Genomic DNA, 25,408 nt, shown 5'->3' on the forward strand with positions numbered 1-25,408 from the left:
GATGAAAAAAACAATGCTTCACCGTACAGAATTTGGCTTATATTAGTCATCTGAAAACAGTAAAAAGAGCATGTCGTGGCTGCATCACAACGTCCGACCATTATCGGTCATATTCCCAAACTCCCTGCAAAATGGGCATTGATTATTGTGCCTTTTATCCTGTCCTGCCTGATGAGTGGCATTATTTCCATGATCAATATGCTGCGCAATCTTGGTTGGATTGATGGATTTATGGCACTCTGGTTTCATAACTGGATGATTTCCTGGGCGATTGCTTTTCCGATTGTGGTGACCTTATTGCCGTTCGTACGCAAATTCACTGGGCTATTGGTCGATATGTCCGGACCTCAGCCACCCAAGTGATCATTTTTGAATTTAATCGGGTGGGGGCAGCTCTCTGACGATTTAAAAGCTGGGCTGTAAGAGGAAATAGCTTCATCAGCTTTAAATTAAATGCTCTACCGCCGCCCGGATAATCCCGAGCACCAGACCGATACAGGCACCGACCACGACACCATTGACCCGGATCATATGCAGGTCACCGCCGACTTCATTTTCAATCTTGTCGATCATCTCGCTTGAATCCCATTCGTGAATGCGCTCGCTGATAAAGCGAATCACTTTTTCACTGTACTGGTCACTCAGGTCAACCGCGATAGAGCTCAGACGTTTATTCAGCAGCTCACGTACCGAGGCATTCGAAATGATATTTTCTCCGACCTGTTGAATGGCAATTCTGAGATTTTCCGCAATACCCGAATCAGGTTTTTGCAAGTCTGCCTTGATCGCATCACATAAAATCACCACCGCACCGCTGATAAAATTCAGCACTTGTGGACTATCCAGTAAGGCATCTTTGGTTTCATTCAGACGCTGGCTGGCTTCACTGTCATTATCTGCCAGCTGTAACATCCAGCTATGTCCCATGCTCTCAATTTTAAGTCGCCATGGATGATCTGGATCGGCCAGCATGGCTTCAACGCGCCCGATCACGGAATCAATACTGCGTTGCTGCACGTCAATCCCGATCCAGCTGGCGCCTTTGGCCAGTTTCCACACGCCCATTTCCTTAAACAGGTTACGGGTCAGCTCACGGGTTTGTTCAGGATGTGAGGTCATCCAGGCATGCACCACATCCAGTCCGCGCTGTAGTACATCCTGATGGAAATCATTGTCCAGAACGGCATGCAGCATTTCGCTGGCCAGGGTATTGATCTGGGTATTTTTGACCCATTGCACACTGTTGCTCTGGATAAATCCGGCAATCTGTTCCTGTCCGACAAATTCAAAGATTTTAGGAACCGTCTGTTGAATGACCTGAGTCACTTGGACATTATTTTGTGGATTGGCCAGCCAGCGTCCTGCAGCCAGACTCAGGTCGGTACTGTCCAGACTGCGCTGTACAATTTGCGGAGAAAGAAAATTTTCCTGCACAAAACGGCCCATCGACTCTGCAATACGGGCCTTGTTGCGTGGAATGATTTCGGTATGGTCGCGTAAAAACTTGGGAATGGGCAATCTGCCAAAAGGGTTACGAAACAGCACGGTAATCGCATACCAGTCCGCAAGACCACCGACCACACCCGCTTCTGCCGAGAGCATCAGAATATGAATGAGCCAGACATATTCAGGTAGCAATTTGGCTGCCACCATCAATGCCAACCAGGTCAGTACGGCGACCATCAGGGCGATGGTCGCGAAACGTTTACTGCGTTGTAAGCTCGGGGAGATACTCTCTGTCTGCATAGATCATCCTGTCAGGAGGGATTGGCCGGTTGCAGTTGCAGCACTGCACCGGATGGACTTAAACCATATTTAGCCCCAAGTGAATGTAAAATCAAGCGGGCATCAAAGGCATCTTGAGGCGCCTGATTGGCCTTGAAGCATTCAATGGTATAGGCCACCTGGGCAGGATCCAGAGTCACGGTATAGGGACGGTCATAGAATGGGTCTGGCCAGAACCCCGGATATCGGCGGTAATACCCGTACGGATAAAAGCTCGGTGCCGGATAGACGATGGCCTGCCGTGGAGGTTGTTGAGTACGGTTACTTGGATCATTCAGTACCCTGAAGAACTGAAAGCCATTTTGTACGGTAGTCTGTGCGGCTTTGAGCAGGGTAATTTCTTCAGCTGTGCCAAAGCTCATATTGGGACGGGCCTGAAAGCTGATACGGTAAGTGTTGCTATTGAGGGGAGTGGTACTGTAGCGACCTAACTGATCAAATGTTAAGGGCTTTGAGGGTGTGGTTGCACAGCCAGTCAGGCTGATGGCAGCAATCATACTCAATCCCAGTAGCATGTTTTTCATGTTCGATCTCCTGATGCAATGATCCAGTTCAGACAGCCGGTCTTAAAAAATCTTAAAAACTGCTATCGGGCTGGGTCAGGAAAGTAAGTTCTTCATCGGTCGAGTCACGACCCAAGATTTGGTTCCGGTGCGGATAACGTCCAAAGCGGTCGATAATGACCTTGTGCTTTTTCTCGAATTCCAGATTGGTCGGATTACCCAGACGCTGAAATAATTTTAACGCGAATTCATGAATCAGTTTGGATTCGCTGTGCATAAATGGCATGTACAGAAAAGCACGCTGTTCCGGACTGAGCTGTTGATCCAGGTTCAGGCTGATGGCTTCCTGAGCCAAGGCCAGTGCCAAACTGTCTTGGGCGAAAGCTTGGGGAGAATCACGGAATAAATTTCGTGAAAATTGATCTAGCACAATAATTTCGGCCAGCCGGCCTTCTGCGGTTTTACGCCAGCCCCAAAGTTCAGCCTGGGCTGCCTGCTGATGGGTGCTCATGAACTGCTGCGCAATACTTTGGTCGAATTCATGACTTTGGCTAAACCATAAGGGCTGGCTGTCCGCATGAAACCAAAAGTCTAAAATATCTTGATAATTCATAATATTTACAATTCATTAGCATCTATTTGTTAATAAAATCACAAATTTTCCATGTCTTATAGAGGAAGTTTGTGTTAAAAATTTGCCAAATTAAAAATCAATGGTTTGCCTGAAAACTAGGCAGCCTGTCATGTGCCGGCATGAAATCACGTTATACTGATTAAACCGATGATTTTAATTTAATAATTTAGCCCCCTTAAGCGAGATTGTAATGAGTCAACCTGAATCGACTTCCCAAAATGTATTACCGACCTGGGTCGAGTCGTCACTCATCAAAGGCATGTTGCGTGGTATCGAGCGTGAAAGCTTGCGTATGCAAAGTGATGGTTTCCTGTCACAGGCAGTGCATCCTCGTGCCTTGGGTTCAGCCTTGACTCATCCACATATCACCACAGACTATTCTGAAGCGTTGATGGAGTTTATTACTCCGCCACAGGACAGTATTAAAAAAGCGCTGGACTATCTCAGCGATATTCATGCGATTGTGCATCGTCATCTGGAAAATGATGAAAAGCTCTGGCCTTTGTCGATGCCGTGTATGCTGGACAGCCGCGATGACAGCATTCCGCTGGCACAGTATGGCAGCTCGAATATCGGTTTATTTAAAACCCTGTATCGTCGTGGTTTAGGTGTGCGTTATGGTCGCCGTATGCAGACGATTTCAGGCGTGCATTACAACCTGTCTTTCCCGGATCATCTGTTCGAGGCCTTACAACAGCAGGAACAGGACGAGGCGCTGAAAGCATTGAGCTTGCAGGATTATCGCAGTCATCGCTATATGGGCCTGATCCGTAACTTTATTCGTCTGACCCCACTGGTGATGTTCCTGATCGGAGCCAGTCCGGCGGTCTGCCAATGCTTTATGACTGGCCGTGATCATTTCTTGCTGCCATTGGTGAAAGGCACTTTGTATTCGCCTTATGCGACCGCGCTGCGTATGGGACGTTTTGGCTATCAAAACTCTGCGCAGAAACAGCTCGGTATTCACTACAATAATTTGCAGGACTATCTGGACGGACTGCAAAAAGCCGTTAAAACGCCGTATAAACCGTTTAGTCGTCTGGGACTGGATGATGTCAATGGCCAGCCGATCCAGATCAATGATCATGTGCTGCAAATCGAAAATGAATATTACAGCTTAGTGCGTCCGAAACAGGTGCCGCTCGCGGGTGAAACTCCTTCACAGGCACTGGAAAATCGTGGGATTGCCTATGTCGAGCTACGTGCAGTCGATGTCAATCCATACAGCCCGATTGGCATTAATGAAGATACGGCCGGCTTCCTCGAAGTAGTAGCCTTATACTGTTTATTGCAGGACAGTCCGGCGCTCCTCAGCGATGAACAGGATATTATTGAACAGAATCAGGCTGAAGTGGTGAACCGTGGCCGTGCGCCAAATGCGGCAATTATGGAAAATGGCCAGTCTTATCCGATTGAAGATTGGTGTGCCATGCATTTGCAGCGTATGCATCCCCTGGCCAAGCTGTTAAATTCAGCCTACGACAGTACTCTATATACTGATGCTTTAAAAACCATGATGATCCGGGTCGATGAAGTCGATGCCACCTTGTCTGCTCTGGTGGTGGGTGATACGCGTGAGCAGGGCGGTATGTGGCATTTTGGCCAACATCTGGCCCAACAGCACAGCAGTGTCTATGAAGAACATCAGCTCAGCCCGGAAACTCTGGCTTATTTTGAAGAAATGTCACAAAAGTCATTGCAGCAGCAACAGCAACTCGAGCAAGATAGCAGCGTCAGTTTTGCTGATTATTTAGCCCAATATCGATAAAAAAATAAGAGGATTCACCATGCAATGGGGTTATCGCTTCGTGAGTGGTATGTTGTTTCTGGCTGCTGTCATCGGCATGGCATTTGCCTTATATCTTGAGCATGTACAAGGTCTGGCGCCTTGTCCGCTCTGTGTGTTTCAGCGTGTTGGATTAATCGGACTCGGGATCATCTCACTGATCGCATTCCTGCATAATCCCGCATCCAATCTCATGAAGCGGCTATATGCCTTGCTGGGTTCGCTCAGTATTTTGTGGGCTGTGGGCGTGGCTGCACGTCATGTCTGGCTACAGAACCTGCCACCGGATCAGGTGCCGAGCTGTGGTCCCGGTCTGGAATACTGGCTGGAAACCCTGCCGATGCAGTCTGTACTGCAACAGGTCTTAAATGGTTCAGGGGAATGTGCCGCGATTGACTGGACCTTTTTGGGTCAATCCTTGCCTGTCTGGTCTTTGATCTTTTTCAGTATTTTATTGTTGATTAGCCTGTGGCAACTACTGCGTAAATATAAAAAGGCACCGGTTAAACGACTCAGAGATAAATATTAATTCCATATTTAATAAAAAAGCCCTCAATCGAGGGCTTTTTTATTTTGCTGAAGTTCAGGTCAGGGCAATGCCTTCCAGACTGTCCAGATCCATCACATATTCATGAATCTGATTAAAGGCTTCATCTTCTACACTTGGATAGAACCAGCGTGCCACCTGCTCGGCCACCAGCGGATGATACTGAATTTCAAAATGGTTCAGGCCATAGAAAATCGCCTTGTTTGCGTCCGGGACTTTAAGCTGGAAACGCGGATTGGGATGCTCGCCCAAAGCACTTTTAATACTGACCAGATAATCGCCAATCACATGCAAGGTCTTGTTCTTGCGGTTTTCAAACTCGATGGTACCGGCGACCAGATAGGTATCGATATGAGACGGAATCGGGGCAGGTTTACGGTGATCATCCATAAAGCCAATCCGAAGCGGATTATGCTCCCAGTCATCATCCCGGACGCTGCCATGACGTAAATCCAGAATACCGTTACTGCGAATATTGACCAGATGACCAAGCAGCCGTATCAGTGGGAAATGTCCGAGTTTGTCCTGCAAGCTAAAACCAAAACGTTCCAGTACCGCACCATGATGCGGTGAACCCAGACAGACCAGATTCTCCACCATGTTGACCCAGCTATACATATTCTGCTTGCCATAGAACAGTGCGCTGCGTGACACCAGTCCACCCATGCTATGGCCGATCAGGTCAATACTGGTAATTCTAGGATTGCGAACAACCAGATCCTGTAAGGTATTCGCCAGACTGCGACCATTGGCAGAAATCCGGCGTCCAGTATTGTAATTCAGGTAGAGCATGGTATTGCGGTCGCGCTGCGCCAGTAATTTTGCCCCAATGCCTTCATATTTGCGATTTGACCAGTCTAAATGGTTCATGCATAAGCCATGTACAAACAAAGTGATACGACCGCTTAGCTCACCTTTTTGCAGCGAGCCATAATGGTCATAGATCACCATCGGCAGGGCTAGAGGGTTTTGATATTTCAGCAGATAATCCCCGATAATGCCATTTAAGACACTGACCAGAAAATGCAAGGAAGGTGTCAGCGGTTTATTATGCAGTTTAGGAAAGCGTTCAATAATCTGGCGCAAAGCAGGGGCAATCAGGGTATTGCCGTAATGAAACAGCATGTCATAAGACATTTGATAGAGCCGCACAATCGACGGAATATTCTGAATTTTTTCAGAATTATTTTCACTTAAACCGAAAATACTCATTAAAATTTCGCGTTGAATACTCTTGATCAGCTCCTGGATCACATCGTTAAAGCGCATCGTTACCAGCTGCGCCAGACCTTCCAGTACATCGGCCTGACTCGGCGGGGTTCGATCCCATCGACAATAGGTTTCATGTAACGGTGTCAAACTTGGCATCTGATCCTGTCCTTTCAATGAGCCGCATGTGGTGCCATCTTTCTTTTTAAAGAACTTCGCGGTATAAATTCTTTTTCTTGTTGAGTTTCCGGATTTTGAGGGCCTCAGCTTAAAATAACGAGAATGAGAAAAGATTTTGGGCTTTTTTGTCAGACAATTTAAGCAATTAACTGGTCTTATAAAGTAGTGTACTTCACATTATTTAAATTAAATTTTGATGATTGATGGGTTTTTTGTTGGTAGTTCATGAATATCATTTATTTGCATGGTTTTAAGAGTAATTCCAACTCGATCAAGGGGAAATTGCTGCAACATTACTGTGCAAAGTATCCTGAAATTCAGGTACATTTACCCGATTTAAACATGTCACCGAACGCTGCCATTGCGCATGTTTCTGAACTGATTGAATCGATGCATAATGTGGCATTACTGGGCAGTAGTCTCGGCGGATTTTATGCGACACATCTGGTCGCACAGCATGCTGTGCCTGCTGTACTGATCAATCCGGCAATGCGACCATGGCAACTGTTTCGTGAACTGTTTGACGAGCAATTGCCTTATCAAGTACATCCAAACTGGTGTCTGGATGAGGCAGATCTGGTACAACTCCAGCAATTGGCCCTGCCTGTTGCACAAGATGCAGACAAAATACTGGTTCTGCTGCAACAAGGCGATGAAGTTTTGGATTATCGTGAAGCACATCGTTATTATAGTGCTGCGCATCCCCCTGCAATGCTGATGACTGAAGCCTATGGCAGTCACGGGATGGATGATTTTGCGGAGAAAATTCCGTTCGTCTTACAGTTTTTATTGGACTGCATAAAAAAGGAAACCGAATAACGTGTCTCAATATACGGCTCAATCTCTTGAAGTTTTATCTGGTCTGGATCCGGTCCGTCGTCGTCCGGGCATGTATACCGATACTTCTCGTCCCAACCATTTGGCACAGGAAGTGATTGATAATGCTGTCGATGAGGCACTGGCAGGGCATGCCAACAAGATTACCGTCACGGTCTATAAAGATGGTTCTTTATCAGTCGAAGACAATGGCCGTGGTATGCCGGTGGATATTCACCCTGAATATGGCCAGAGCGGTATTGAAATTATCATGACCAAACTGCATGCCGGCGGTAAGTTCAGCACCGATAATTACCAGTTTTCCGGTGGTTTGCATGGCGTTGGGATTTCAGTGGTCAATGCGCTTTCGACCCGTGTAGAGGTCGAAGTTCAGCGTCAGGGTAACCTGTACAGAATGGCCTTTGAAAATGGCGAACCGGTTGCACCGCTTGAAGTACTGGCAGGTAAGGCACCGAAACGGGTATCAGGAACTACGGTACAATTCTGGCCTGAAGCCAAATATTTTGATTCTCCTAAATTTGCCCTCAAAGCTTTAAAACATAATCTCAAAGCCAAAGCTGTTTTGGCGGCGGGCTTACAGATCAACTATGTTGATCAGATCAATGATGAAAAGATCACCTGGCAGTTTGAAAATGGTCTGGTTGATTATTTGATGGACGAGCTGGAAGACCGTGAAATTATTCCGGCACCGGCGTTTGTTGCCACAGGCGATGCGGAACGTGCCAGCGCAGAATTTGCAATTTGCTGGAATGTCGAAGGGGGTGAAAGCGTCCAGGAATCTTATGTCAACCTGATTCCGACCGCACAAGGCGGAACGCATGTGAATGGTCTGCGTTCAGGCGTCACCGATGCGATGCGTGAATTCTGTGAACTGCGTAATTTGCTGCCGCGGAATATGAAACTCTCTGCCGAAGATGTCTGGGACGGCGTCAATTATATCCTGTCGCTGAAATTTCAGGAGCCGCAATTCTCAGGTCAGACTAAAGAACGTCTATCGAGCCGTGAAGCAGCTGGAATTGTGCAGAATATTGCCAAAGATGCCTTTGCATTATGGTTGAACCAGAATTCTGATATCGCCATGCAACTGGCAGAAATGGCCATTTCCAAAGCCGGTCGCCGTCTCAAAGCAGCGAAAAAAGTAGAACGTAAGAAAATTGTCGCGGGTCCAACCTTGCCGGGGAAACTGTCGGACTGTGTAGGCCATGATCTGGATCAGTCAGAACTGTTTATTGTGGAAGGGGATTCTGCGGGTGGTTCGGCCAAGCAGGCGCGTGATAAGAACTTCCAGGCGATTATGCCAATTCGTGGAAAAATCCTGAATACTTGGGAAGTCTCTTCTGACGAAGTTCTAGCATCGCAGGACGTACACAATATTGCGATTGCCATTGGCGTTGATCCGGGTTCGGATGACTTGTCTGAACTGCGTTATGGCAAGGTCTGTATCCTGGCGGATGCCGACTCGGATGGTTTGCATATCGCGACTTTGCTGTGTGCCTTGTTTGTAAAGCATTTTCCTACACTGGTCGAGGAAGGGCATTTATTTGTAGCGATGCCGCCATTATTCCGTATTGATGACAATAAAGATGTGCACTACGCTTTGGATGAAGATGAGCTGAATAGCATCCTGAAAAAATGCAAAACCAAGAATCCGCAAATCACCCGATTCAAGGGTCTGGGCGAGATGAATGCCAGTCAGTTACGTGAAACCACGCTTGATCCAAACACGCGTCGTCTGGTGCAACTGGATCTGGATGATGCTCATCATACCGCAGGGTTACTGGATAAACTTTTGGCGAAAAAGCGTGCCAGTGACCGCAAAGACTGGTTGGAGCAAAAAGGTAATCTGGCAGATTTGGTGGTTTAAACTATCGAATTTAAGCAGTAAAAAATCCCGCAAGCGCGGGATTTTTTGTTTTAAAACAGTGCAAAAAATATTCAAGGTGCTGCACTTTATTTGTACATCATCTTCTATCTTAGTTTTGGCATATTTTGATTGGTCTTTATGCAACTTATTTAAAGTTGAGTCTGAGTTCTACATTGCAATAGGGCTTTAAGTCTTTTTAGTATGACTAAATACATGATTCATAATACAAATAATGAGATCAGTTAAAGTGAATTTTTTTATTTTTTGAAGCCTTGGCACAGAAATTGAATCACTCCATCCAGATGTACAACAAGACAAGCATGAAAAATGCACCATTATAAAGTTTGGAGAAAAATCTGATGTTCCAACGCAATTTATTTTCAAAAAGTATTTTAGCCGCAACCATGGCAGGGGCTGTTGCATTAACGGGGTGTTCAAAATCTGCTGAAAAAGCAGAAGCCCCGGGCGCAGAAAGCAAAGTCGCAGACAGCGGCGACACGATTAAAGTCGGGATCCTGCATTCATTGTCAGGCACGATGGCAATTTCTGAGACCTCACTGAAAGATACGGCCTTAATGGCGATTAAGGAAATCAATGATAATGGTGGGGTACTGGGTAAAAAACTGGAACCTGTGGTGGTCGATCCAGCATCTGACTGGCCACTGTTTGCAGAGCAAGCACGTCAGCTGATTACCCAAGACAAAGTCGCGGTAATTTTCGGTGCATGGACGTCGGTGTCACGTAAATCTATCTTACCAGTGGTTGAAGAGCTGAATGGCTTATTGTTCTATCCCGTACAGTACGAAGGCCAGGAACAATCCAAAAATATTTTTTATACCGGTGCTGCGCCTAACCAGCAAGCCATTCCAGCCGTGGAATACTTGATGACTGAAGAGGGCGGTAAAGCGGAGCGTTTTGTTCTGCTCGGTACAGACTATGTTTACCCACGTACCACCAACCAGATTTTACGTGCTTTTTTAAAGTCTAAAGGCGTGGCTGATGCGGACATCATGGAAGAGTACACGCCATTTGGTCATAGCAACTATCAAACCATTGTCGGCAATGTGAAAAAATTCGCAGCTGGTAAAAAGACTGCGGTGATCTCGACCATCAATGGCGACTCGAATGTGCCGTTCTATCGTGAATTGGGTAATCAGGGCATTAAAGCCTCTGATATTCCCGTCATGGCGTTCTCGGTGGGTGAAGAAGAACTGCGTGGTATTGACACCAAGCCATTGGTCGGTCATTTGGCGTCATGGAACTATTTCATGTCAGTGAAGAATCCGGTCAATACAGAATTTACCAACAAAATGAAGCAGTATGCGGTGGAATTCAAACTGCCGAATGCAGACAAGCTCGTGACCAATGACCCAATGGAAGCAACTTATGTCGGGATTAACATGTGGAAGCAAGCCGTTGAAAAAGCAGGTTCTACAGAGGTCGATAAAGTCCGTGAAGCGATGGCAGGTCAGGAATTCAAAGCCCCATCCGGCTATACCTTAAAAATGGATGCGACGAATCACCACTTACACAAGCCAGTCATGATTGGTCAGATTCGTGGCGATGGACAGTTTGATGTGGTCTATAAAACGCCACAAGCCATCCAGGCACAGCCTTGGAGCCCGTACATTCCGAAATAACAGCTATCTTTTGCCTGCCACAGCCGTGGCAGGTGTCCTCTGATTTTTTTCTTACTCTCCACGGAAAATTTCCAATGGAATAGGGGTGAATATAATGAATATTCGCGTGAATATCGCCGCTATTTTTCTGGTATTTGTACAGGTTATTTGTGTGCAACTGGTATCAGCAGAACAATCCTCAAATAGCACTGCATTGACTGCAGCAATACAACAAGATGCAATCCAGCAATTTGTGCAAGGTGATTTTGCCCAGCGCCGTGCTTTACTGAAGCAATGGCCGGGCAGTATTGAGCAGTTAGATCAGCTTGCAGAATATGTTGAAAACGAGCAGCTTTATAGTGGGGCTAATGGTCAAACCTATATTTTAGAATCGGACGAAAAATTACTCGGCTATCCGAGTCTAGGCATCGTTGCAGATTGGCCGAGTGACTTATCACAAGTGACTTTGGTGAATACCTTGCGTAAAGCGCTCAACTTTGGTTTGGCACAAAGAAAACTCAAATCTGAAGATGCTTCCGAGCGTTTAGAAGCGATTGATATTTATGAAAGCAACTTGGCAGAGCTGAATGTTGCTCACATCAATGCCCTGTATTTGAACGAACAAAATAACAAAGTCAAAGCCCGTTTGGCCCAGCTTAAAGCGCGTCTGGATTATCAAGATGCAGATGTCTTAGTTAAAATTCAAGCGGCGAAAGCCTTGCAAGACTCCAATCGTCCCGATGTCTTGGCGATGGTGGAAAATGAGCTAACACAGCCGAATTTACATCCAGAGCTGAAAGCGGCTTTGCTTGAAGCGAAAAGCAGTATTAAAACCCGTATTCAAGCCAGCGAATGGACAGGACATTTATTTTCAGGTTTAAGTACTGCGAGTATTCTACTGCTTGCTGCACTGGGTCTTGCGATTACTTATGGTTTGCTCGGTGTGATTAATATGGCGCATGGCGAGCTGATTATGATTGGTGCCTATACCACTTATGTGGTGCAAAGCCTGTTTAAAAGTTATTTGGGTAGCTATGTCGATTGGTACTTAATCGCCGCGATTCCTGCAGCATTCCTGGTAAGTGGGCTGATCGGCATGTTGATTGAACGTACCGTGATTCGTCCGCTATATGGTCGCCAGTTGGAAACCTTGCTTGCCACTTTTGGTGTCAGCCTGATTCTGATGCAATTGGTACGCATGACTTTTGGTGCGCAAAATGTCGAAGTTTCTAACATTTCCTGGCTGTCAGGCGGGATCTCGATTACTCCAAGCTTGATGCTGCCCTATAACCGTATTGCGATTATTGTCTTTACCATTGCAGTGCTTTTGTTGTTGGTTTACCTACTGAATAAAACCCGTTTTGGTCTCTTCGTTCGTGCGGTGACACAAAACCGTCAAATGGCGCGAGCAGTCGGTATTCGTTCTAGTCGTATCGATATGATGGCCTTTGGTTTAGGTTCAGGTCTTGCAGGGTTAGCCGGATGTGCTTTGGCACAAGTGGGTAACGTCGGGCCGGATTTAGGGCAAAACTACATTATTGATGCCTTCTTGGTGGTGGTTGTCGGTGGTGTAGGTCAGGTGTGGGGTGCAGTCCTTGCAGCGCTTGGTCTGGGTATTAGCGGTACCGCCTTGGAAATTGGCATTGGTGCAGTACTGGCAAAAATTGTTCTCTTGGTGCTTGTGATTTTGTTTATTCAAAAACGTCCACAAGGTTTGTTTGCCATCAAAGGCCGTTTTGTGGAGTAAGCACATGAAGATTACACAATTATTATCCGACAAACCGCATAGTGGCATTGCGATTGCCGTATGCTTTGCCATTTTATTGGCATTGCCATGGTTACACCTGTTACCTGCCGATTCAACCCTGCATTTATCTGCGTATTGGGTCACCTTGATTGGCAAAATCATGTGTTTGGCTCTGGTCGCTTTGGCACTGGATTTAGTTTGGGGCTATGCCGGAATTTTAAGTTTAGGACATGGTTTGTACTTTGCCCTTGGCGGTTATGCCTTTGGGATGTACTTAATGCGCCAGTCTGCAGGGGATGGCATTCCTGACTTTATGCGCTTCCTTAGTTGGACGGAAGTGCCATGGTTTTGGGTCGGTACGGAATACTTCCTTTGGTCATTGGTATTGGTGGTATTAGTGCCGGGCATCATCGCCTTTATTTTCGGCTTCTTTGCCTTCCGTTCCAAAATTAAAGGCGTGTATTTCTCGATTATTACCCAAGCTATGACTTTTGCCGCTGCATTACTTTTCTTCCGTAATGAAACCGGCTTTGGTGGCAACAACGGCTTTACCGGTTTTAAAACCATTTTAGGCCTGGACATTACCTCGGCATCGATGCGGGCAAGTTTGTGCTTTATCACCGCTTTGGTATTGTTGCTGTGCTTTATTGGTTTACGTCATTTAATGAATAAACCTTATGGCCGTGTACTCGGTGCAATTCGTGACAGCGAAAACCGTCTGCAATATTTGGGCTACCGTACCTTGTGGTACAAGCTCTCGGCATGGGTGCTATCTGCGGTGATTGCAGGCATTGCAGGGGCACTGTATGTGCCACAAGCCGGCATTATTAACCCAAGTGAAATGAACCCGGTGAACTCGATTGAAATGGCAGTCTGGGTGGCAGCGGGTGGACGTGGCACGCTGATTGGTCCATTGATTGGGGCAGGCTTAATCAATGGAGTAAAAACCTATTTTACTTCGGCTTATCCTGAAGCATGGCTGTTGATTTTGGGTACGTTATTTATTGTAGTGACCATCCTCCTGCCAAAAGGCATTGTTGGTCTGTTTGACCGTTTTAAAAAGGAGCGTAGCGAATGAGCGAGATCCTACAACCGCATGGTGGTCATGCCACTGAAGGCTATGGTCGTCCTAAAGAACAAGGCGCGGACTTTACCCACGGTATTGCGCTGTATTTAGAAAAAGTCAGCGTCTGGTTTGATGCTTTTCGTGCCTTAAATGATTTGTCGCTCTACATTGAAGAAGGGGAATTACGCTGCATTATTGGACCGAACGGGGCGGGGAAAACCACCCTCATGGATGTGATTACCGGAAAAACCCGTCCAACTGAAGGCGCTGCATTTTTCGGGCAAAACTATGACCTAGCCAAAATGAGTACCGAGCAAATTGCTGAAGCAGGCATTGGACGTAAATTCCAAAAACCGACGGTGTTTGAAAATTTCAGCGTCATGGAAAATCTGCTTCTAGCAGCACCCAAAGACAAGCGCGTGAAAAAGAGTTTCTTTAGCAAACTCGATCCCGATGCCCAAAATGCCCTGGATGAATCACTTGCGCAAATTCGTCTGCAAGAGTTCATTAATAAACCTGCTGGCTTGCTGTCGCATGGTCAAAAGCAATGGTTAGAAATCGGCATGTTGTTGATGCAACGTCCAAAACTGATTTTACTGGATGAACCTGTAGCAGGCATGACCGATGCCGAAACCGAGCGTACGGCGGAGCTGTGTTTAGAACTCAAGAAAAATCACACCCTCGTTGTGGTTGAGCATGACATGAGCTTTATCGATACGATTAGTGAAAAAGTCACGGTATTGGCACAAGGCGCAATTTTAGCAGAAGGCACATTGGCAGAAGTACAAGCCAATGAAGATGTCATTGAAAAGTATTTAGGACGTTAAGGAGACCGTGATGTTAGAAGTCAAAGACGTCAATCAATTTTATGGTGGCAGTCATATTTTACGTGATGTGTCGTTGACTGCACCTGTGGGTGAGTGTTCGGTGGTGCTTGGGCGCAATGGTGTAGGGAAAACCACGCTCCTTAAATGTCTGATGGGTATTTTACCGATTAAATCCGGACAGATTTTGCTGGATGGCAAGGACATTTCGAAACTCAGTCCTGAACAGCGTGTCCGTGCAGGTCTGGCTTATGTGCCCCAAGGTCGCGATATTTTTTCAACGCTGACGGTTGAGGAAAACCTCCTGATTGGCATGGCGAAATTTAAAGGCGCAAAGACACGCAAAGTGCCTGAGCATCTCTATGAAATTTTCCCTGTCTTGGAGGAAATGAAGCATCGCCGTGGCGGAGATTTGTCTGGTGGTCAGCAGCAGCAGCTTGCCATTGCACGAGCACTTGCTTCTGAACCGCGTGTGCTGATTTTGGATGAACCGACTGAAGGTATTCAGCCATCCATTATTAAAGACATTGGACGGGTGATTCGTAAACTTGCTGATGGTGGTGAGATGGCGATTGTGTTGGTAGAGCAATTCTATGATTTTGCTGAAGAACTTGCTGATGCTTATACCGTGATGGCACGTGGGCAGGTTGTGGCGCAAGGTGTGGGCAGTGAAATGCCTGAGAAAGGTATTCGGGAGTTGGTGGCGATTTAAGGCTTTTAGCTCCTTCTCCTATGGGAGAAGGCGGGGGATGAGGGTTTATCTTTATTTACCTCTCCCTAATCCTCTCCTAGAAGGAGAGGGAAAAAGCCTCCCTAAGCAAGATATAAGCACTGCTTTATATCGAAGCGTAAGAAAGGGAGGTTTGGAGGGATTAAATTTTAAATCTCCTCTTACGAAGCAGAGCTTCTCATCTCTTAAAGAGAGGGGAATTTTCTTTTTTGAATAATGGAGGGATTAGATCTCCGTATTTTCATTCCATAAAAAATAGCCGCCGTACTGACTTGGACGGTATTCACCACCGATGGATTTGCCTTGGTCAGTTAAAAAATGTTTACCCGTGTCATTCAGCTTTAAAAAGCCTTTATCCACTAACTTTTCAAGTAAATCTGCTGTTTTAATTTTATATTTGGCAGCCAGTTTGGAGGTGGTCAATTTACTAAAGGCATTAGCTTCTTCATCAGTTTGACCTAAATCCTCAGTGTTCGGATTAGCTTTGACTTCATCTAAGCTGATCCGGACTTCTTCGCTAATCCGAATAATACGCTGCGCTTCTTCATACGCATCTTTAAAAACCTCATCATCTTCATACTTACGAACTGAAATGCCCATTTCATTGTTATTGACCTGGCTAAATTCATATAAATTCAAACTCGAAATAATACATTCCGATTCATTGAGATAGCACTTTGCATGCAGGTTTTTGCAGAAACTCAAACGCACATAGTCCAGTTTTTGAATCCATTTGATTTCTTCAGGATGCAAATCACTTTTGCCATAGACAATGCGAACATCAATTTTTAACCGGTCTTTGTCTTCTAATAATTCTTTAATACGGTCATTGAGACGTAAATACGGACTGATTAAAATTAGACGTTCTTTGGCATTTTTAATGAGTTCTTCTAAGAAAAAATTGGTTGCACTGGTATTTAGAAATTTAGCCATATTTTCCCTGTAATATTTTGAATATTATGTTTGTTATAGGGGAATAAGATATCGCTGAATCAGCAATCACTCAACCTTTAAATACATGCCATCCGCTGAGACATTATGGCCAAAACCGCAAGACATTGGATTGTTGCTATTCACCACAATCTGTTGTCCAATTTGAGCGTTAAACTGAAATTTCAAATCAATTTTGCAATCTTCTACGCTGTAATTGGCCTGAGCTTTATTCAGCGACATACGGGTTGAAAATTCTCCCAGATTAGGACCATAAATCAGACTGCGTAAACCCATATAGAGTCCATTAAACTCAATCTGGTAGGCATTCGAAGTCCGTTTAACTTCCATCGTATTCCATTGACCAAAACCTGCATAACGAACATATTTTCCTGCAAGATTCTTCGGTTTTTGTGGGGCAGGCAACTGTTTTAGATTGAACTGGCTAGCTTTAGCATTTGGGAAAATGGAGAACCAGGCGCGTGCCCATTGCGGCTTGCCCAGCTTGGCATAACTTATGCCGACATTATTAAACGCTGTGGTGATATCACGTTCAGAAAAAGCTGTACCGCCATCTTCTACATTCATCACACAAAATGATGACCATGCGGCTTGTTGCTCAAATTGCGCTGCGGCCTTTTGATATTGTTTTTGGTCGTAGAATTTTTTGCCATTATTTGCATAGCTTTGCACTTTGCTACAGCCTGAACGGAGCTCTTTTTCAAAGTCTGAATCAGCAAAAGTGAGCATACTTAAACTTAAAAGACCAATAGACAATAGAGATTTATACATGGTGTTATTCAGTATGATTTTGAGCTGAATAAAACATAGCCGCTCGTATAAGTAAATAGAACTTGTGCTTATTAAACTGGATAACAACAAAATATCGTGATGGCCAAGTATTAAAAAGCTGAAGAGTAGTGTCCAGAAAGCAGTTCTGGAATAGTTTTAAACTAAGAATGAATCAAGCTTGATCCAGATTGAGTTGTAAGAGTACCAAATCACGCCATTGCCCAAACTTCTGTCCAACTTGCGGCATATAGGCAGTTTGAACGAAACCCAGTTTTTCATGCAGACGAATCGATGAAGTGTTTTCAGAATCAATCGCCGCGACCATGATATGCAGTTTCTGTACTTGAGCCTGTTCAATTAAATACTGCAATAATTGAGAACCTAAACCTTGCCCTGCATAATCTGGATTTAAAAAGATCGAATGTTCTACCGTCTGTTGAAAGCCCTGAATACTACGAAACTGATCATAACAGGCATAGCCAGCAATGACTTGATTTTGAGTATCTTCAACCACAAAAACCGGGAAATTCTGATTTTTAAGTTGCTTAAACCAGATTTTGAAATAGTTCAAATCAAAGGCCGTTCTGTTCCAGGTCGCAGTACCATAGAGTACTTCCTGATTATAAATCTCGAGGATGGTTTCAAGATCATGTTCGGTCGCAGGGCGAATGTCAAAATCAGGCATATTCTTGTTCTGGTAGAGGTGAGCTGAAATCACAGTTTAAAAAAAAGCAGAACCGGAGTTCTGCCTTTGATCATACATCAATTAGAAATGATATTTCACAAGTGCGCTGACATTGTTTTCGTCTTGATTTTTAAGACCAAACTTGTTGTTCCACACTGAATGTTCAACGCCGAGGTATAAACGGGTGTCTGGAGAAATGTGTTTGCCCGCATTCCATTTCCACTGTGTAGTCCAGTTTAACTCGCTTGCTTGAGCGTCTTTTTCAGCAGTTGACCAATCAAGGAAGCCATCTACAAGAAAGTCTTCAGCACCCAGTTTAAATGGCACACCATAGGTAAGCGTCATTTGATAATCGTCTTTATTGCCAAACACTTTTTCATTATTTGCACGATAAAGATTCAAGCTAGCATACTGAAAGTATGGGATATCAAGGTCAAAGCCCACGCCATATAGGAAGTTGTCCGCATTATCTGAACCTTCCCACGTTGTTGAAATAAGCACATCTTTCACTGGACCAAAGGCAAGTTTTTGGCCTGTAACTTCGCTTAAGCTTAAACGTGGTGATAACTCAAAGTACGTACTTTTAACATCATCGCCACCGCGCAGACGATCCATAAAGAAGAATACATCTGCATATTTAACTTTTGCAGCATATTCAACAGTTAAAGTAGTTTGCTGATCGTCTACAACTTCATAGTTTTCACCATAAAGACCTGTAACGCTAAAGTCCTGCCAAACTGGTTTTGCTTGAGCAAATACAGCAGTTGAAGCCAATGCACAAAGTGCCGCAAGTTGTGTAAATTTCATTTAAATCTATCCCCCCGAGAAAGCAGAATAAGCATACAGATTAATAAGTAAAAATAAAGTTAAAAGTGATCGCTGACTTAAATATATTTCAGCCTTCATGAGTTGAATAAAGACGATCACCTTCCTAATTTTTCATTGTCTTTCGCTGATGCTTTTCTAAAGCATTATTTTTTAAATAAAGTTGAATATGTAGTGCCTTAAAAGACTGAATGTAGGACTAAAAATATAAAATCACTTCAATTCAGGATGATGAGTTTAGAAAACCAGTAAAAATAGGGGGAATATACAGATTGTTTAGTAATTAATTTGGGCCTGAGGCTGAATAGCTTTGTTTGGTTTGTGTAATGAAGCTGCTTTTAAAATCTCAAATGACGGTCGTTTTATAGGCCTATTCTCGGCATCCTAAAATAAGAGTGATCGGTCTTATATTTCAATTGAAAATCATTTTTGCAGTTTATTATTTTCGAATGACGAAAGAGTATTTTTCCCGGTTATGCAAAAGCAACTAAATAATGATAAAGCAAATGATCTATTCAGGACTGTAAGGCTGACTAGGCGCTGATCTTATAAGAAAAATTATTAGATAAAAGTGAGCTAATTTCCATAAAAAAATACTTTTAATTTCTCTTTTTTTAGGTTTTCTGGTCGAGTGTTATTTAAGCGATTTATCGGTCTGGCTTAAAAAACATTTCAAATTAAATCGTGTGAAGAGTTGCGCAATTGCCGTTTGAAAAATCCTGCATTTTTGAGCTGAGTAAGCAGTTGTCACAATGGATTATTCTTTTGCTAAAAAACCAAAATATCACTTGCATATTTCCCAGATACAGCCGATATTCAAGATATAAGGACACGATTCTGCAGACTCAAAAATGTGTTCATCATTCAAAATGGAGGGTGTGATTCCAATCATTTGAAGAAGTGAAATGCGATGCGAAACAGCAAGCTACAAACGTGCCAAGATAAAAAATTTTGCACTCAAAAGTTACAAAGATTGAGGATGGTAATATATGAATATTGAACTTCGTACCGATAACCACATTCAGAATAGTGATCGTTTAATTACTTATGTACGGGAAGAATTAAATCAAGAATTCCAGCGCCACAGCGAACGTATTACTCATTTTTCAGTCCATCTCAGTGATGAAAATGGCGCCAAAGGCGGCGATGACGATATTCGCTGTATGATTGAAGCGCGTCCTGCAGGCTTGAAACCTGTCGTAGTTAATCACCGTGGCCATAATGTCGATACTGCGATCCATGGTGCAATTGACCGACTAAAGCGTAGTCTGGAACATGTGATCGAGAAAAAAGACAATGTTCGTCCTGGTGCTCTCGAACTAGCAGACACAGATACTGCGGATATCGAAGACTAAGCCGAACCGATTTGAAAAAGCCCTGCGGGGCTTTTTTCGTATTAAACAAAAATATAGTTATGAGAAGCACAACAAATCCTGCTTTATTCGGCATAATAGTCGAAAACGAATCAAAGTGAGCTCCATCATGTTAACTGCGCAACAACAGCTTTTTGTGCAAGCACTCGAAGAATTAAATCTGGACCAGGTCAAACAGCTGCTGGCAGATGGACTCAACCCGAATTTTATTGATCATGACAAAGGTCCGGTGATTTCGGTCTGGTCAGATGGCCTGTTCAAATGGTGGGAAGAGGTGTGTGAGCTATATGAAGCCGGAACACCACTTTCAGAAGATGAGAAACAGGCACGTTTGGCAGTACATTTACAGATTCTGGAAGAACTGATCCAGGCCAAAGTGAATCTGCATCTGTGGGATACAGAAGAAATTTATGGCCCGCTCTGGGATGCCGCGAGTGCCGCATGTGCACCGGCTGTACAGCGTTTACTGGATGAAAAAGTCGATCCAAATAGCAAAGATGAAGATGGCATGACTATTTTATCTTCTATTAGTGATCTATTCTTTGATTGTGATTTTGATGAAATCAACTGGTCAGAAGCCTTGGATGAAGAAAAACAGACGCTAGAACTGCTTCGCAAGCATGGCGCAAAAATGACCAAAGAACTCAGTTAAATTTTAATAAAGAGCTCCAACATGACAACATTAAAAACCTTGGGTTTGATTGCACTGGCCGGTTGTAGTGCACAGCTTTTCGCAGCAGATTTTGAATTTGATCGACCAGGTGAGGGTCTGAGTACTGGAATTACGCCAGTCGGAAATGTCGCTTGGGAGCAAGGCTTGCCTACAGCGCGTTATAGCAAGTCGGGCGATCAGACCGCGACCACACTCAGTGCAGATATGTTGTTACGTACCGGACTCAGTGATGATCTGGAATTGCGTTTAGGTTGGGCTGGCCCGACCTGGACCCAAGTGAAATCCAATGGCCAGACCGAAGAAGATGATGGTCTGGGCGATGTTAGTATTGGTCTGAAAAAGGCCATTGATCTGGATGATGACAAACTCAGTATGGCTTTGCTGGCCGAAGCCATCATTGCAACAGGCAATACCGGTTTCACTAATGAAGAAGATATTTACAGCTTAGGTTCTGTCGTGTCGTATCAATATAATGACTTGGTCAGTACCGCATTGACCATGCGTTATGAATGGCAGGACAGCAACTGGGCAGTGTCTGCGATTCCTTCTCTAGGCTACCGCATTACTGATCGCTGGTCAGGTTATTCTGAACTGATTTACCGTAAAGCTGAAAGTGTCGATAATCAATACGCGCTCGGTACCGGGGTTATGTATGCCTTAAACGACCGTGTCCAATTGGATGCGAATGTCGGTGTAGATCTGGATGGTGCAGATCGAAGTTACTTCTCAGGCTTAGGTTTCTCTGTGCTGTTCTAAGTTATTCAACTCACAGATGATGAAATACTCGCAGTTCCCGACCTGGGGGAAAATGCTTGCCCCGGTTATTTTGGGAAGCACCTTGTTCAGCAGTCCTGCTCAGGCGGAAACGGCATTGTTGTCTGCCGAGCAGGCTTTTCCTGTGAGCGTGATCTCCACCAGTCAGCAGCAGGCTGAACTGAGCTGGCAGATTCCGGACAACTATTATCTGTATCAGCATAAAATTGAAGTTTGGCAGGGCAACCAGCCGGTATCGTTTGAGTTGCCACCCGCTGAAGATTTGTATGATGATAACTATGGACATACCCAGGTTTATTATCAGCAGTTAAAGTTTCAAATTCCGACTCAGGCGGGGCAATCCTATCAGGTCAGCTGGCAGGGCTGTGCCAAAGACCGGATCTGTTATCCGCCACAAACCATTCAGTTCAAGACCGATTTGTCCGGTCTGGTGCAATTCGAAGCTGCCGGATCAGGAGCAAAGCGTTTACTTGATCTGAATACTTCATCACTGCAACACAACACCCTGTTTAATACAGTGGATTCCTCAGAATCTACAGCAGATGAAATCTCTGCATCAGCCAACACACAAACCGAACCTTATGCAGCACAAGACCAGAAATGGTCAGCCCAGTTGCTTGAGCGCTCTTTGGGCTATGGGCTTTTACTGTTCTTCGGCTTGGGAATTTTACTGGCTTTCACCCCGTGTTCCTTGCCGATGCTGCCAATTCTGACCTCGTTGATCGTACGTGACAGTAAAGGTCTGAAAGCCTGGATGATTGCACTGACTTTTGTCAGCAGTATGGCCGCTGTCTATGCAGTACTTGGCCTAATTGTGTCTTCAGCTGGTCTGAACTTCCAGCGCTGGTTGCAGCAACCGGGAACCCTGATCGCATTTAGCATCCTGTTTGTCCTGTTTGCGCTGAATCTGTTTGGCCTGTTTGAAATCAAATTGCCGCAACGTCTGGTTCATCGTCTGGATCGGGCACAGGCCATGCAGCAGGGAGGTAGTCTGGTCAGTGCCGGCGTTATGGGCATGATTTCGGCGCTTCTGGTGGGACCATGCATGACCGCACCGCTGGCAGGTGCATTATTGTTTATTTCCCAGACGCAAAGTCAGTGGCAGGGGGCTTTACTGCTGTTTACCCTGGGTTTTGGAATGGGGACGCCTTTATTACTGGCCAGTATTCTGGGTGCACGGATTCTGCCTAAAGCCGGGCACTGGATGAATCAGATCAAAGTGCTCTTTGCCTTTATCATGCTGGCGCTGGCGCTGTATTTTATTCGCCCACTGATTTCAGAAGCCGCTTTACAATGGTTATCCCTAGCTTTGGGTATGACCTTCGTGGCTTATGTGCTGTTCCGGATTTTCTGGCATCGTACCGGTTTGAGATGGCTATATATCCTGTGTCTGGTACTGGCCGTGCCCTATATCGCTTATAGCCAATATCAGCACAGTCAGCGTTTTTTTGTGGAGCAGGCGAGCACAGAAGCCAAGTGGCATGTGGCACGTAGTGCAGCAGAATTTCAGCAGATTTTGGACAGGGCACCACAAGGGCAAAAGATTATTATTGATGTCTACGCCGACTGGTGTGTTGCCTGTCAGCCGATCGAACATCGTATTTTAAAATCTGCAGCGGTACAGCAGGCGCTTGCGCCATATTTCCTGATCAAGCTGGATTTAAGCCAATATAATGTCTCTCATCAAGCGCTGTTAAACCAATGGGAAATTCTCGGGCCGCCGACGTATTTATTCTTGAATGCGCAGCAGCAGGAAATTAGGGGTTTACGTTTAACCGGTGCTTTTAGCGAGGCAGAATTGCTGGCACAGCTGCAAGCACTGGCTCAAAGTGAAAATCCATAATTTAGTTCTTAAAAAAAGCTGAACCCGTTTAAGAAACCTGCATCTGTGCTGGCACCGGTTCAGCATAGGCTTTGACCAGATTACGCCCACCGGCTTTGGCCTGATAAAGCGCCTGATCGGCCTGACTTAATAACTGTTGCGGGCGTAATTCCGCGCTAGAAATGGCAATCCCGAAACTGGCGGTCACCGGAATCAGCTCACCTTCATCACTGAAAATCTGCAATTGCTGAATGGCAATGCGGCAGCGTTCAGCCACTTGTTCGGCTTTTTCCAGACTGGTATTTTTAAGCACGAGAATAAATTCTTCCCCACCAAAACGGCCGACCACATCACTTTCGCGTAATTGCTGGTTCAGCACGGCACTCACTTCGACTAAGGTTTCATCGCCCTTATGATGGCCATAGTGATCATTAATTTTCTTGAAATGATCCAGATCTAATAACACTAAAGCATAATTTGGAGTGGCTGCGGCATTCAGTTTATCCAGACATTGGTTGATACTACGGCGGTTAAACAGATTGGTAAGCGGATCGATCTGGCTCAGCTGTTTGATTAGCTGCTCGCGATGCCGCCACTGACTCAGCAGAATCTCGAATAACACCATGCAGACGGCCAGAATTGGCAAAATGAAATACAGCATCGATAACAGCCAGAAACCATTATAGAAAAGCTTGTCATCGATATTAAATAGCGGTGAATAAGGCAATTGATGACTGAAACTTAAATAGGCACATCCATCCAGAAAAATGGAAGCAGGAATCAGCATGCTATACACTAGCGTGCGATGAAACAGTACCAGACCGACCATAATTAAGCAAACGTAAGCGGTAGTAGCGACCGGACTGATCACACCGACAATATAGGCATCCCGGCATAGCGAAACCACAAAAGTGCCGACTGCCAGATAGGGCAGATAACGTTCCACCAGACGGTTGCCCTGAAATTTATAACAAGGATAAACCAGCACGGCTAAAATCAATAAAAAACTGCCGTTCAGCACGACTTGCGAATGAACCCGTTCAATCTGTACATATTGCCAATACTCAGGATTGAATAAAACAAACAGGTCCCAGCCGAGTTAGGTCAGATGTACACCGCATCCCAAGGTCAGCATCAGGATGCATTTCTTCAGGATGCGCCAGTTCATCACGACTTCATCTTCGACCAGATATTTCTTGATTCTGTGTCTTAGCACTTTTTCTAATACAGGCGATATTCGCTTCATGGTCCCGGTCTGACTTTAATTGTTATGGCAGATTTTTTAAGACTTATTGGATATTTATAGCTTTATTTACACAAGATAACATAAGTTTGAATGCTTGATAAACAAAAATATTTAAAACATTTTTGTGATTTAGTTGATACCTCATCTGCTCAGTCTTTACCTATAGCACAAGTGATCTAGGCTATGTCAAAGGGTTCTAATCAAACTTAAAGAGGTTAAGAGGCATACAGTTTTGTTCTAAATTCAGGATGATGTGTTTTATTTGTGCTAATTATTTCAATATAGTCAATCGTTAAAATGGCTGCATTGTTAGAAATAACCAAAGATAAAGAGTGAAGCCATGAAAGTTTTACAGATTGATTCCAGTATTTTAGGAGATGCCTCTATTTCGCGTCAGTTGACTCAGGCCGTGGTGGAACAATTGCAGCAAAAATATGCTGAGATCATTGAAGTTGAATACCTGGATCTGGCTGCACAGCCTATTCCCCATCTTACCGCCGAAATTTTAATGGGGCAGAATGCAGAACAGACGGCATTGGACGAGGAAATTTTAGAGCAATATTTGCAGGCAGATATCGTGGTAATTGGTGCAGCGATGTATAACTTCGGTTTGCCATCGACCTTAAAAGCCTGGATTGACCGGATCTGTGTCGCGGGACGTACCTTTAAATATACCGAACAAGGTCCTGTGGGTCTGGCGGGCAATAAAAAAGTGTATATCGCCAGCAGCCGTGGTGGTGTCTATGGCGAGCAAAGCCCGGCTGATTTTCAGGAGGCTTTCCTGAAAACCGTGTTTAACTTTACCGGTGTGAATGATATCGAAGTGATTCGTGCTGAAGGAGTGAACATGGGCGAAGCGGTTAAAGCCCAAGCATTGCAAACTGCATTGCAGCAAGTTCAGGCCATTTAAAAATCTAAAACCTCTTTTCAAAGGTCAGCTACGGCTGACCTTTTTTA

At 44.8% G+C, this 25,408-nt stretch carries 23 protein-coding genes and 1 pseudogene; 15 read left to right on the forward strand and 9 right to left on the reverse strand.

The window, feature by feature from the left end; all coding sequences use genetic code 11:
* Positions 1-75 precede the first annotated feature (75 nt).
* Entirely contained in the window at positions 76-363 is a 288-nt protein-coding gene (locus tag Q9R21_RS06950; RefSeq protein WP_004647201.1) for a DUF2798 domain-containing protein, read from the forward strand.
* 81 nt (positions 364-444) lie between these two features.
* On the opposite strand, the gene Q9R21_RS06955 is transcribed toward Q9R21_RS06950, so the two are convergent.
* From Q9R21_RS06955 to Q9R21_RS06965, 3 genes are read right to left on the reverse strand one after another with little or no spacing between them, the layout of a single operon-like run.
* Complete coding sequence (locus Q9R21_RS06955) at positions 445-1,746, reverse strand: DUF445 domain-containing protein (protein ID WP_311203995.1); 1,302 nt, start codon at positions 1,744-1,746, stop codon at positions 445-447.
* 11 nt (positions 1,747-1,757) lie between these two features.
* Positions 1,758-2,309, reverse strand: coding sequence for a CC0125/CC1285 family lipoprotein (locus Q9R21_RS06960; protein ID WP_311203996.1), 552 nt, complete (start codon positions 2,307-2,309; stop codon positions 1,758-1,760).
* A 52-nt stretch (positions 2,310-2,361) separates the two neighbouring features.
* The gene (locus tag Q9R21_RS06965) at positions 2,362-2,901 is read right to left on the reverse strand and encodes a DUF924 family protein (protein WP_114540923.1); all 540 of its coding nucleotides are present in this window, start codon (positions 2,899-2,901) and stop codon (positions 2,362-2,364) included.
* 211 nt (positions 2,902-3,112) lie between these two features.
* On the opposite strand from Q9R21_RS06965, the gene gshA reads away from it, so the two are divergent.
* Together gshA and Q9R21_RS06975 are read left to right on the forward strand one after the other, a co-directional pair.
* Positions 3,113-4,690 (forward strand): glutamate--cysteine ligase, encoded by a 1,578-nt coding sequence (gene gshA / locus Q9R21_RS06970; protein WP_311203997.1) that lies wholly within the window; start codon positions 3,113-3,115, stop codon positions 4,688-4,690.
* 19 nt (positions 4,691-4,709) lie between these two features.
* Positions 4,710-5,237, forward strand: a complete 528-nt coding sequence (locus tag Q9R21_RS06975) for a disulfide bond formation protein B (RefSeq protein WP_247143252.1) — start codon at positions 4,710-4,712, stop codon at positions 5,235-5,237.
* 54 nt (positions 5,238-5,291) lie between these two features.
* On the opposite strand, the gene Q9R21_RS06980 is transcribed toward Q9R21_RS06975, so the two are convergent.
* Positions 5,292-6,623, reverse strand: coding sequence for a hypothetical protein (locus Q9R21_RS06980; RefSeq protein WP_311203998.1), 1,332 nt, complete (start codon positions 6,621-6,623; stop codon positions 5,292-5,294).
* Positions 6,624-6,869: 246 nt separating this feature from the next.
* On the opposite strand from Q9R21_RS06980, the gene Q9R21_RS06985 reads away from it, so the two are divergent.
* The 7 genes from Q9R21_RS06985 to urtE all read left to right on the forward strand — a co-directional run bounded on the left by Q9R21_RS06985 (position 6,870) and on the right by urtE (position 15,313).
* Entirely contained in the window at positions 6,870-7,463 is a 594-nt protein-coding gene (locus tag Q9R21_RS06985) for a YqiA/YcfP family alpha/beta fold hydrolase (RefSeq protein ID WP_005245646.1), read from the forward strand.
* Between the two features lies 1 nt (position 7,464).
* The gene (gene parE, locus Q9R21_RS06990; protein WP_311203999.1) at positions 7,465-9,345 is read left to right on the forward strand and encodes a DNA topoisomerase IV subunit B; all 1,881 of its coding nucleotides are present in this window, start codon (positions 7,465-7,467) and stop codon (positions 9,343-9,345) included.
* Positions 9,346-9,704: 359 nt separating this feature from the next.
* Positions 9,705-10,985, forward strand: a complete 1,281-nt coding sequence (urtA, locus tag Q9R21_RS06995; protein WP_311204000.1) for an urea ABC transporter substrate-binding protein — start codon at positions 9,705-9,707, stop codon at positions 10,983-10,985.
* A gap of 94 nt (positions 10,986-11,079) precedes the next feature.
* On the forward strand, positions 11,080-12,711 hold the full coding sequence (gene urtB, locus Q9R21_RS07000; RefSeq protein WP_311204001.1) for an urea ABC transporter permease subunit UrtB: 1,632 nt from the start codon (positions 11,080-11,082) through the stop codon (positions 12,709-12,711).
* Between the two features lie 4 nt (positions 12,712-12,715).
* Complete coding sequence (gene urtC, locus Q9R21_RS07005) at positions 12,716-13,789, forward strand: urea ABC transporter permease subunit UrtC (RefSeq protein WP_311204002.1); 1,074 nt, start codon at positions 12,716-12,718, stop codon at positions 13,787-13,789.
* A complete protein-coding gene (gene urtD / locus Q9R21_RS07010) occupies positions 13,786-14,604 on the forward strand; it encodes an urea ABC transporter ATP-binding protein UrtD (protein ID WP_311204003.1) in 819 nt (272 codons plus the stop codon). The genes urtC and urtD overlap by 4 nt, the downstream gene beginning before the upstream one ends.
* A gap of 10 nt (positions 14,605-14,614) precedes the next feature.
* Positions 14,615-15,313: an urea ABC transporter ATP-binding subunit UrtE gene (gene urtE / locus Q9R21_RS07015; RefSeq protein ID WP_311204004.1), complete on the forward strand. Its 699-nt coding sequence runs from the start codon at positions 14,615-14,617 to the stop codon at positions 15,311-15,313.
* A 243-nt stretch (positions 15,314-15,556) separates the two neighbouring features.
* Here urtE and Q9R21_RS07020 read toward each other — a convergent pair whose 3' ends face one another.
* The 4 genes from Q9R21_RS07020 to Q9R21_RS07035 form a co-directional block, all read right to left on the reverse strand.
* Entirely contained in the window at positions 15,557-16,264 is a 708-nt protein-coding gene (locus Q9R21_RS07020) for a phospholipase D family protein (protein WP_004281281.1), read from the reverse strand.
* A 66-nt stretch (positions 16,265-16,330) separates the two neighbouring features.
* Positions 16,331-17,053 carry a hypothetical protein gene (locus Q9R21_RS07025; protein ID WP_311204005.1) on the reverse strand — a complete coding sequence of 241 codons (723 nt, stop codon included), beginning with the start codon at positions 17,051-17,053 and terminating at the stop codon, positions 16,331-16,333.
* A gap of 172 nt (positions 17,054-17,225) precedes the next feature.
* Entirely contained in the window at positions 17,226-17,738 is a 513-nt protein-coding gene (locus tag Q9R21_RS07030) for an N-acetyltransferase family protein (RefSeq protein WP_311204006.1), read from the reverse strand.
* 81 nt (positions 17,739-17,819) lie between these two features.
* Positions 17,820-18,545 (reverse strand): outer membrane protein OmpK, encoded by a 726-nt coding sequence (locus Q9R21_RS07035; RefSeq protein WP_164543173.1) that lies wholly within the window; start codon positions 18,543-18,545, stop codon positions 17,820-17,822.
* 1,007 nt (positions 18,546-19,552) lie between these two features.
* On the opposite strand from Q9R21_RS07035, the gene Q9R21_RS07040 reads away from it, so the two are divergent.
* The 4 genes from Q9R21_RS07040 to dsbD all read left to right on the forward strand — a co-directional run bounded on the left by Q9R21_RS07040 (position 19,553) and on the right by dsbD (position 23,226).
* On the forward strand, positions 19,553-19,918 hold the full coding sequence (locus Q9R21_RS07040) for an HPF/RaiA family ribosome-associated protein (protein ID WP_004647220.1): 366 nt from the start codon (positions 19,553-19,555) through the stop codon (positions 19,916-19,918).
* Between the two features lie 127 nt (positions 19,919-20,045).
* Positions 20,046-20,588 carry an ankyrin repeat domain-containing protein gene (locus tag Q9R21_RS07045; protein WP_129716226.1) on the forward strand — a complete coding sequence of 181 codons (543 nt, stop codon included), beginning with the start codon at positions 20,046-20,048 and terminating at the stop codon, positions 20,586-20,588.
* A gap of 21 nt (positions 20,589-20,609) precedes the next feature.
* Entirely contained in the window at positions 20,610-21,365 is a 756-nt protein-coding gene (locus Q9R21_RS07050; RefSeq protein WP_114540932.1) for a transporter, read from the forward strand.
* Between the two features lie 19 nt (positions 21,366-21,384).
* Positions 21,385-23,226, forward strand: a complete 1,842-nt coding sequence (dsbD, locus tag Q9R21_RS07055; RefSeq protein WP_311204065.1) for a protein-disulfide reductase DsbD — start codon at positions 21,385-21,387, stop codon at positions 23,224-23,226.
* 28 nt (positions 23,227-23,254) lie between these two features.
* Here the strand turns inward: dsbD and Q9R21_RS07060 are convergent.
* Positions 23,255-24,451, reverse strand: a pseudogene (locus Q9R21_RS07060) (GGDEF domain-containing protein).
* Between the two features lie 340 nt (positions 24,452-24,791).
* Here Q9R21_RS07060 and Q9R21_RS07065 point away from each other — a divergent pair.
* Positions 24,792-25,361: an NAD(P)H-dependent oxidoreductase gene (locus tag Q9R21_RS07065; protein ID WP_311204007.1), complete on the forward strand. Its 570-nt coding sequence runs from the start codon at positions 24,792-24,794 to the stop codon at positions 25,359-25,361.
* Positions 25,362-25,408: the final 47 nt, after the last annotated feature.

This window comes from Acinetobacter sp. RG5 (assembly GCF_031844265.1).
Classification (GTDB): domain Bacteria; phylum Pseudomonadota; class Gammaproteobacteria; order Pseudomonadales; family Moraxellaceae; genus Acinetobacter.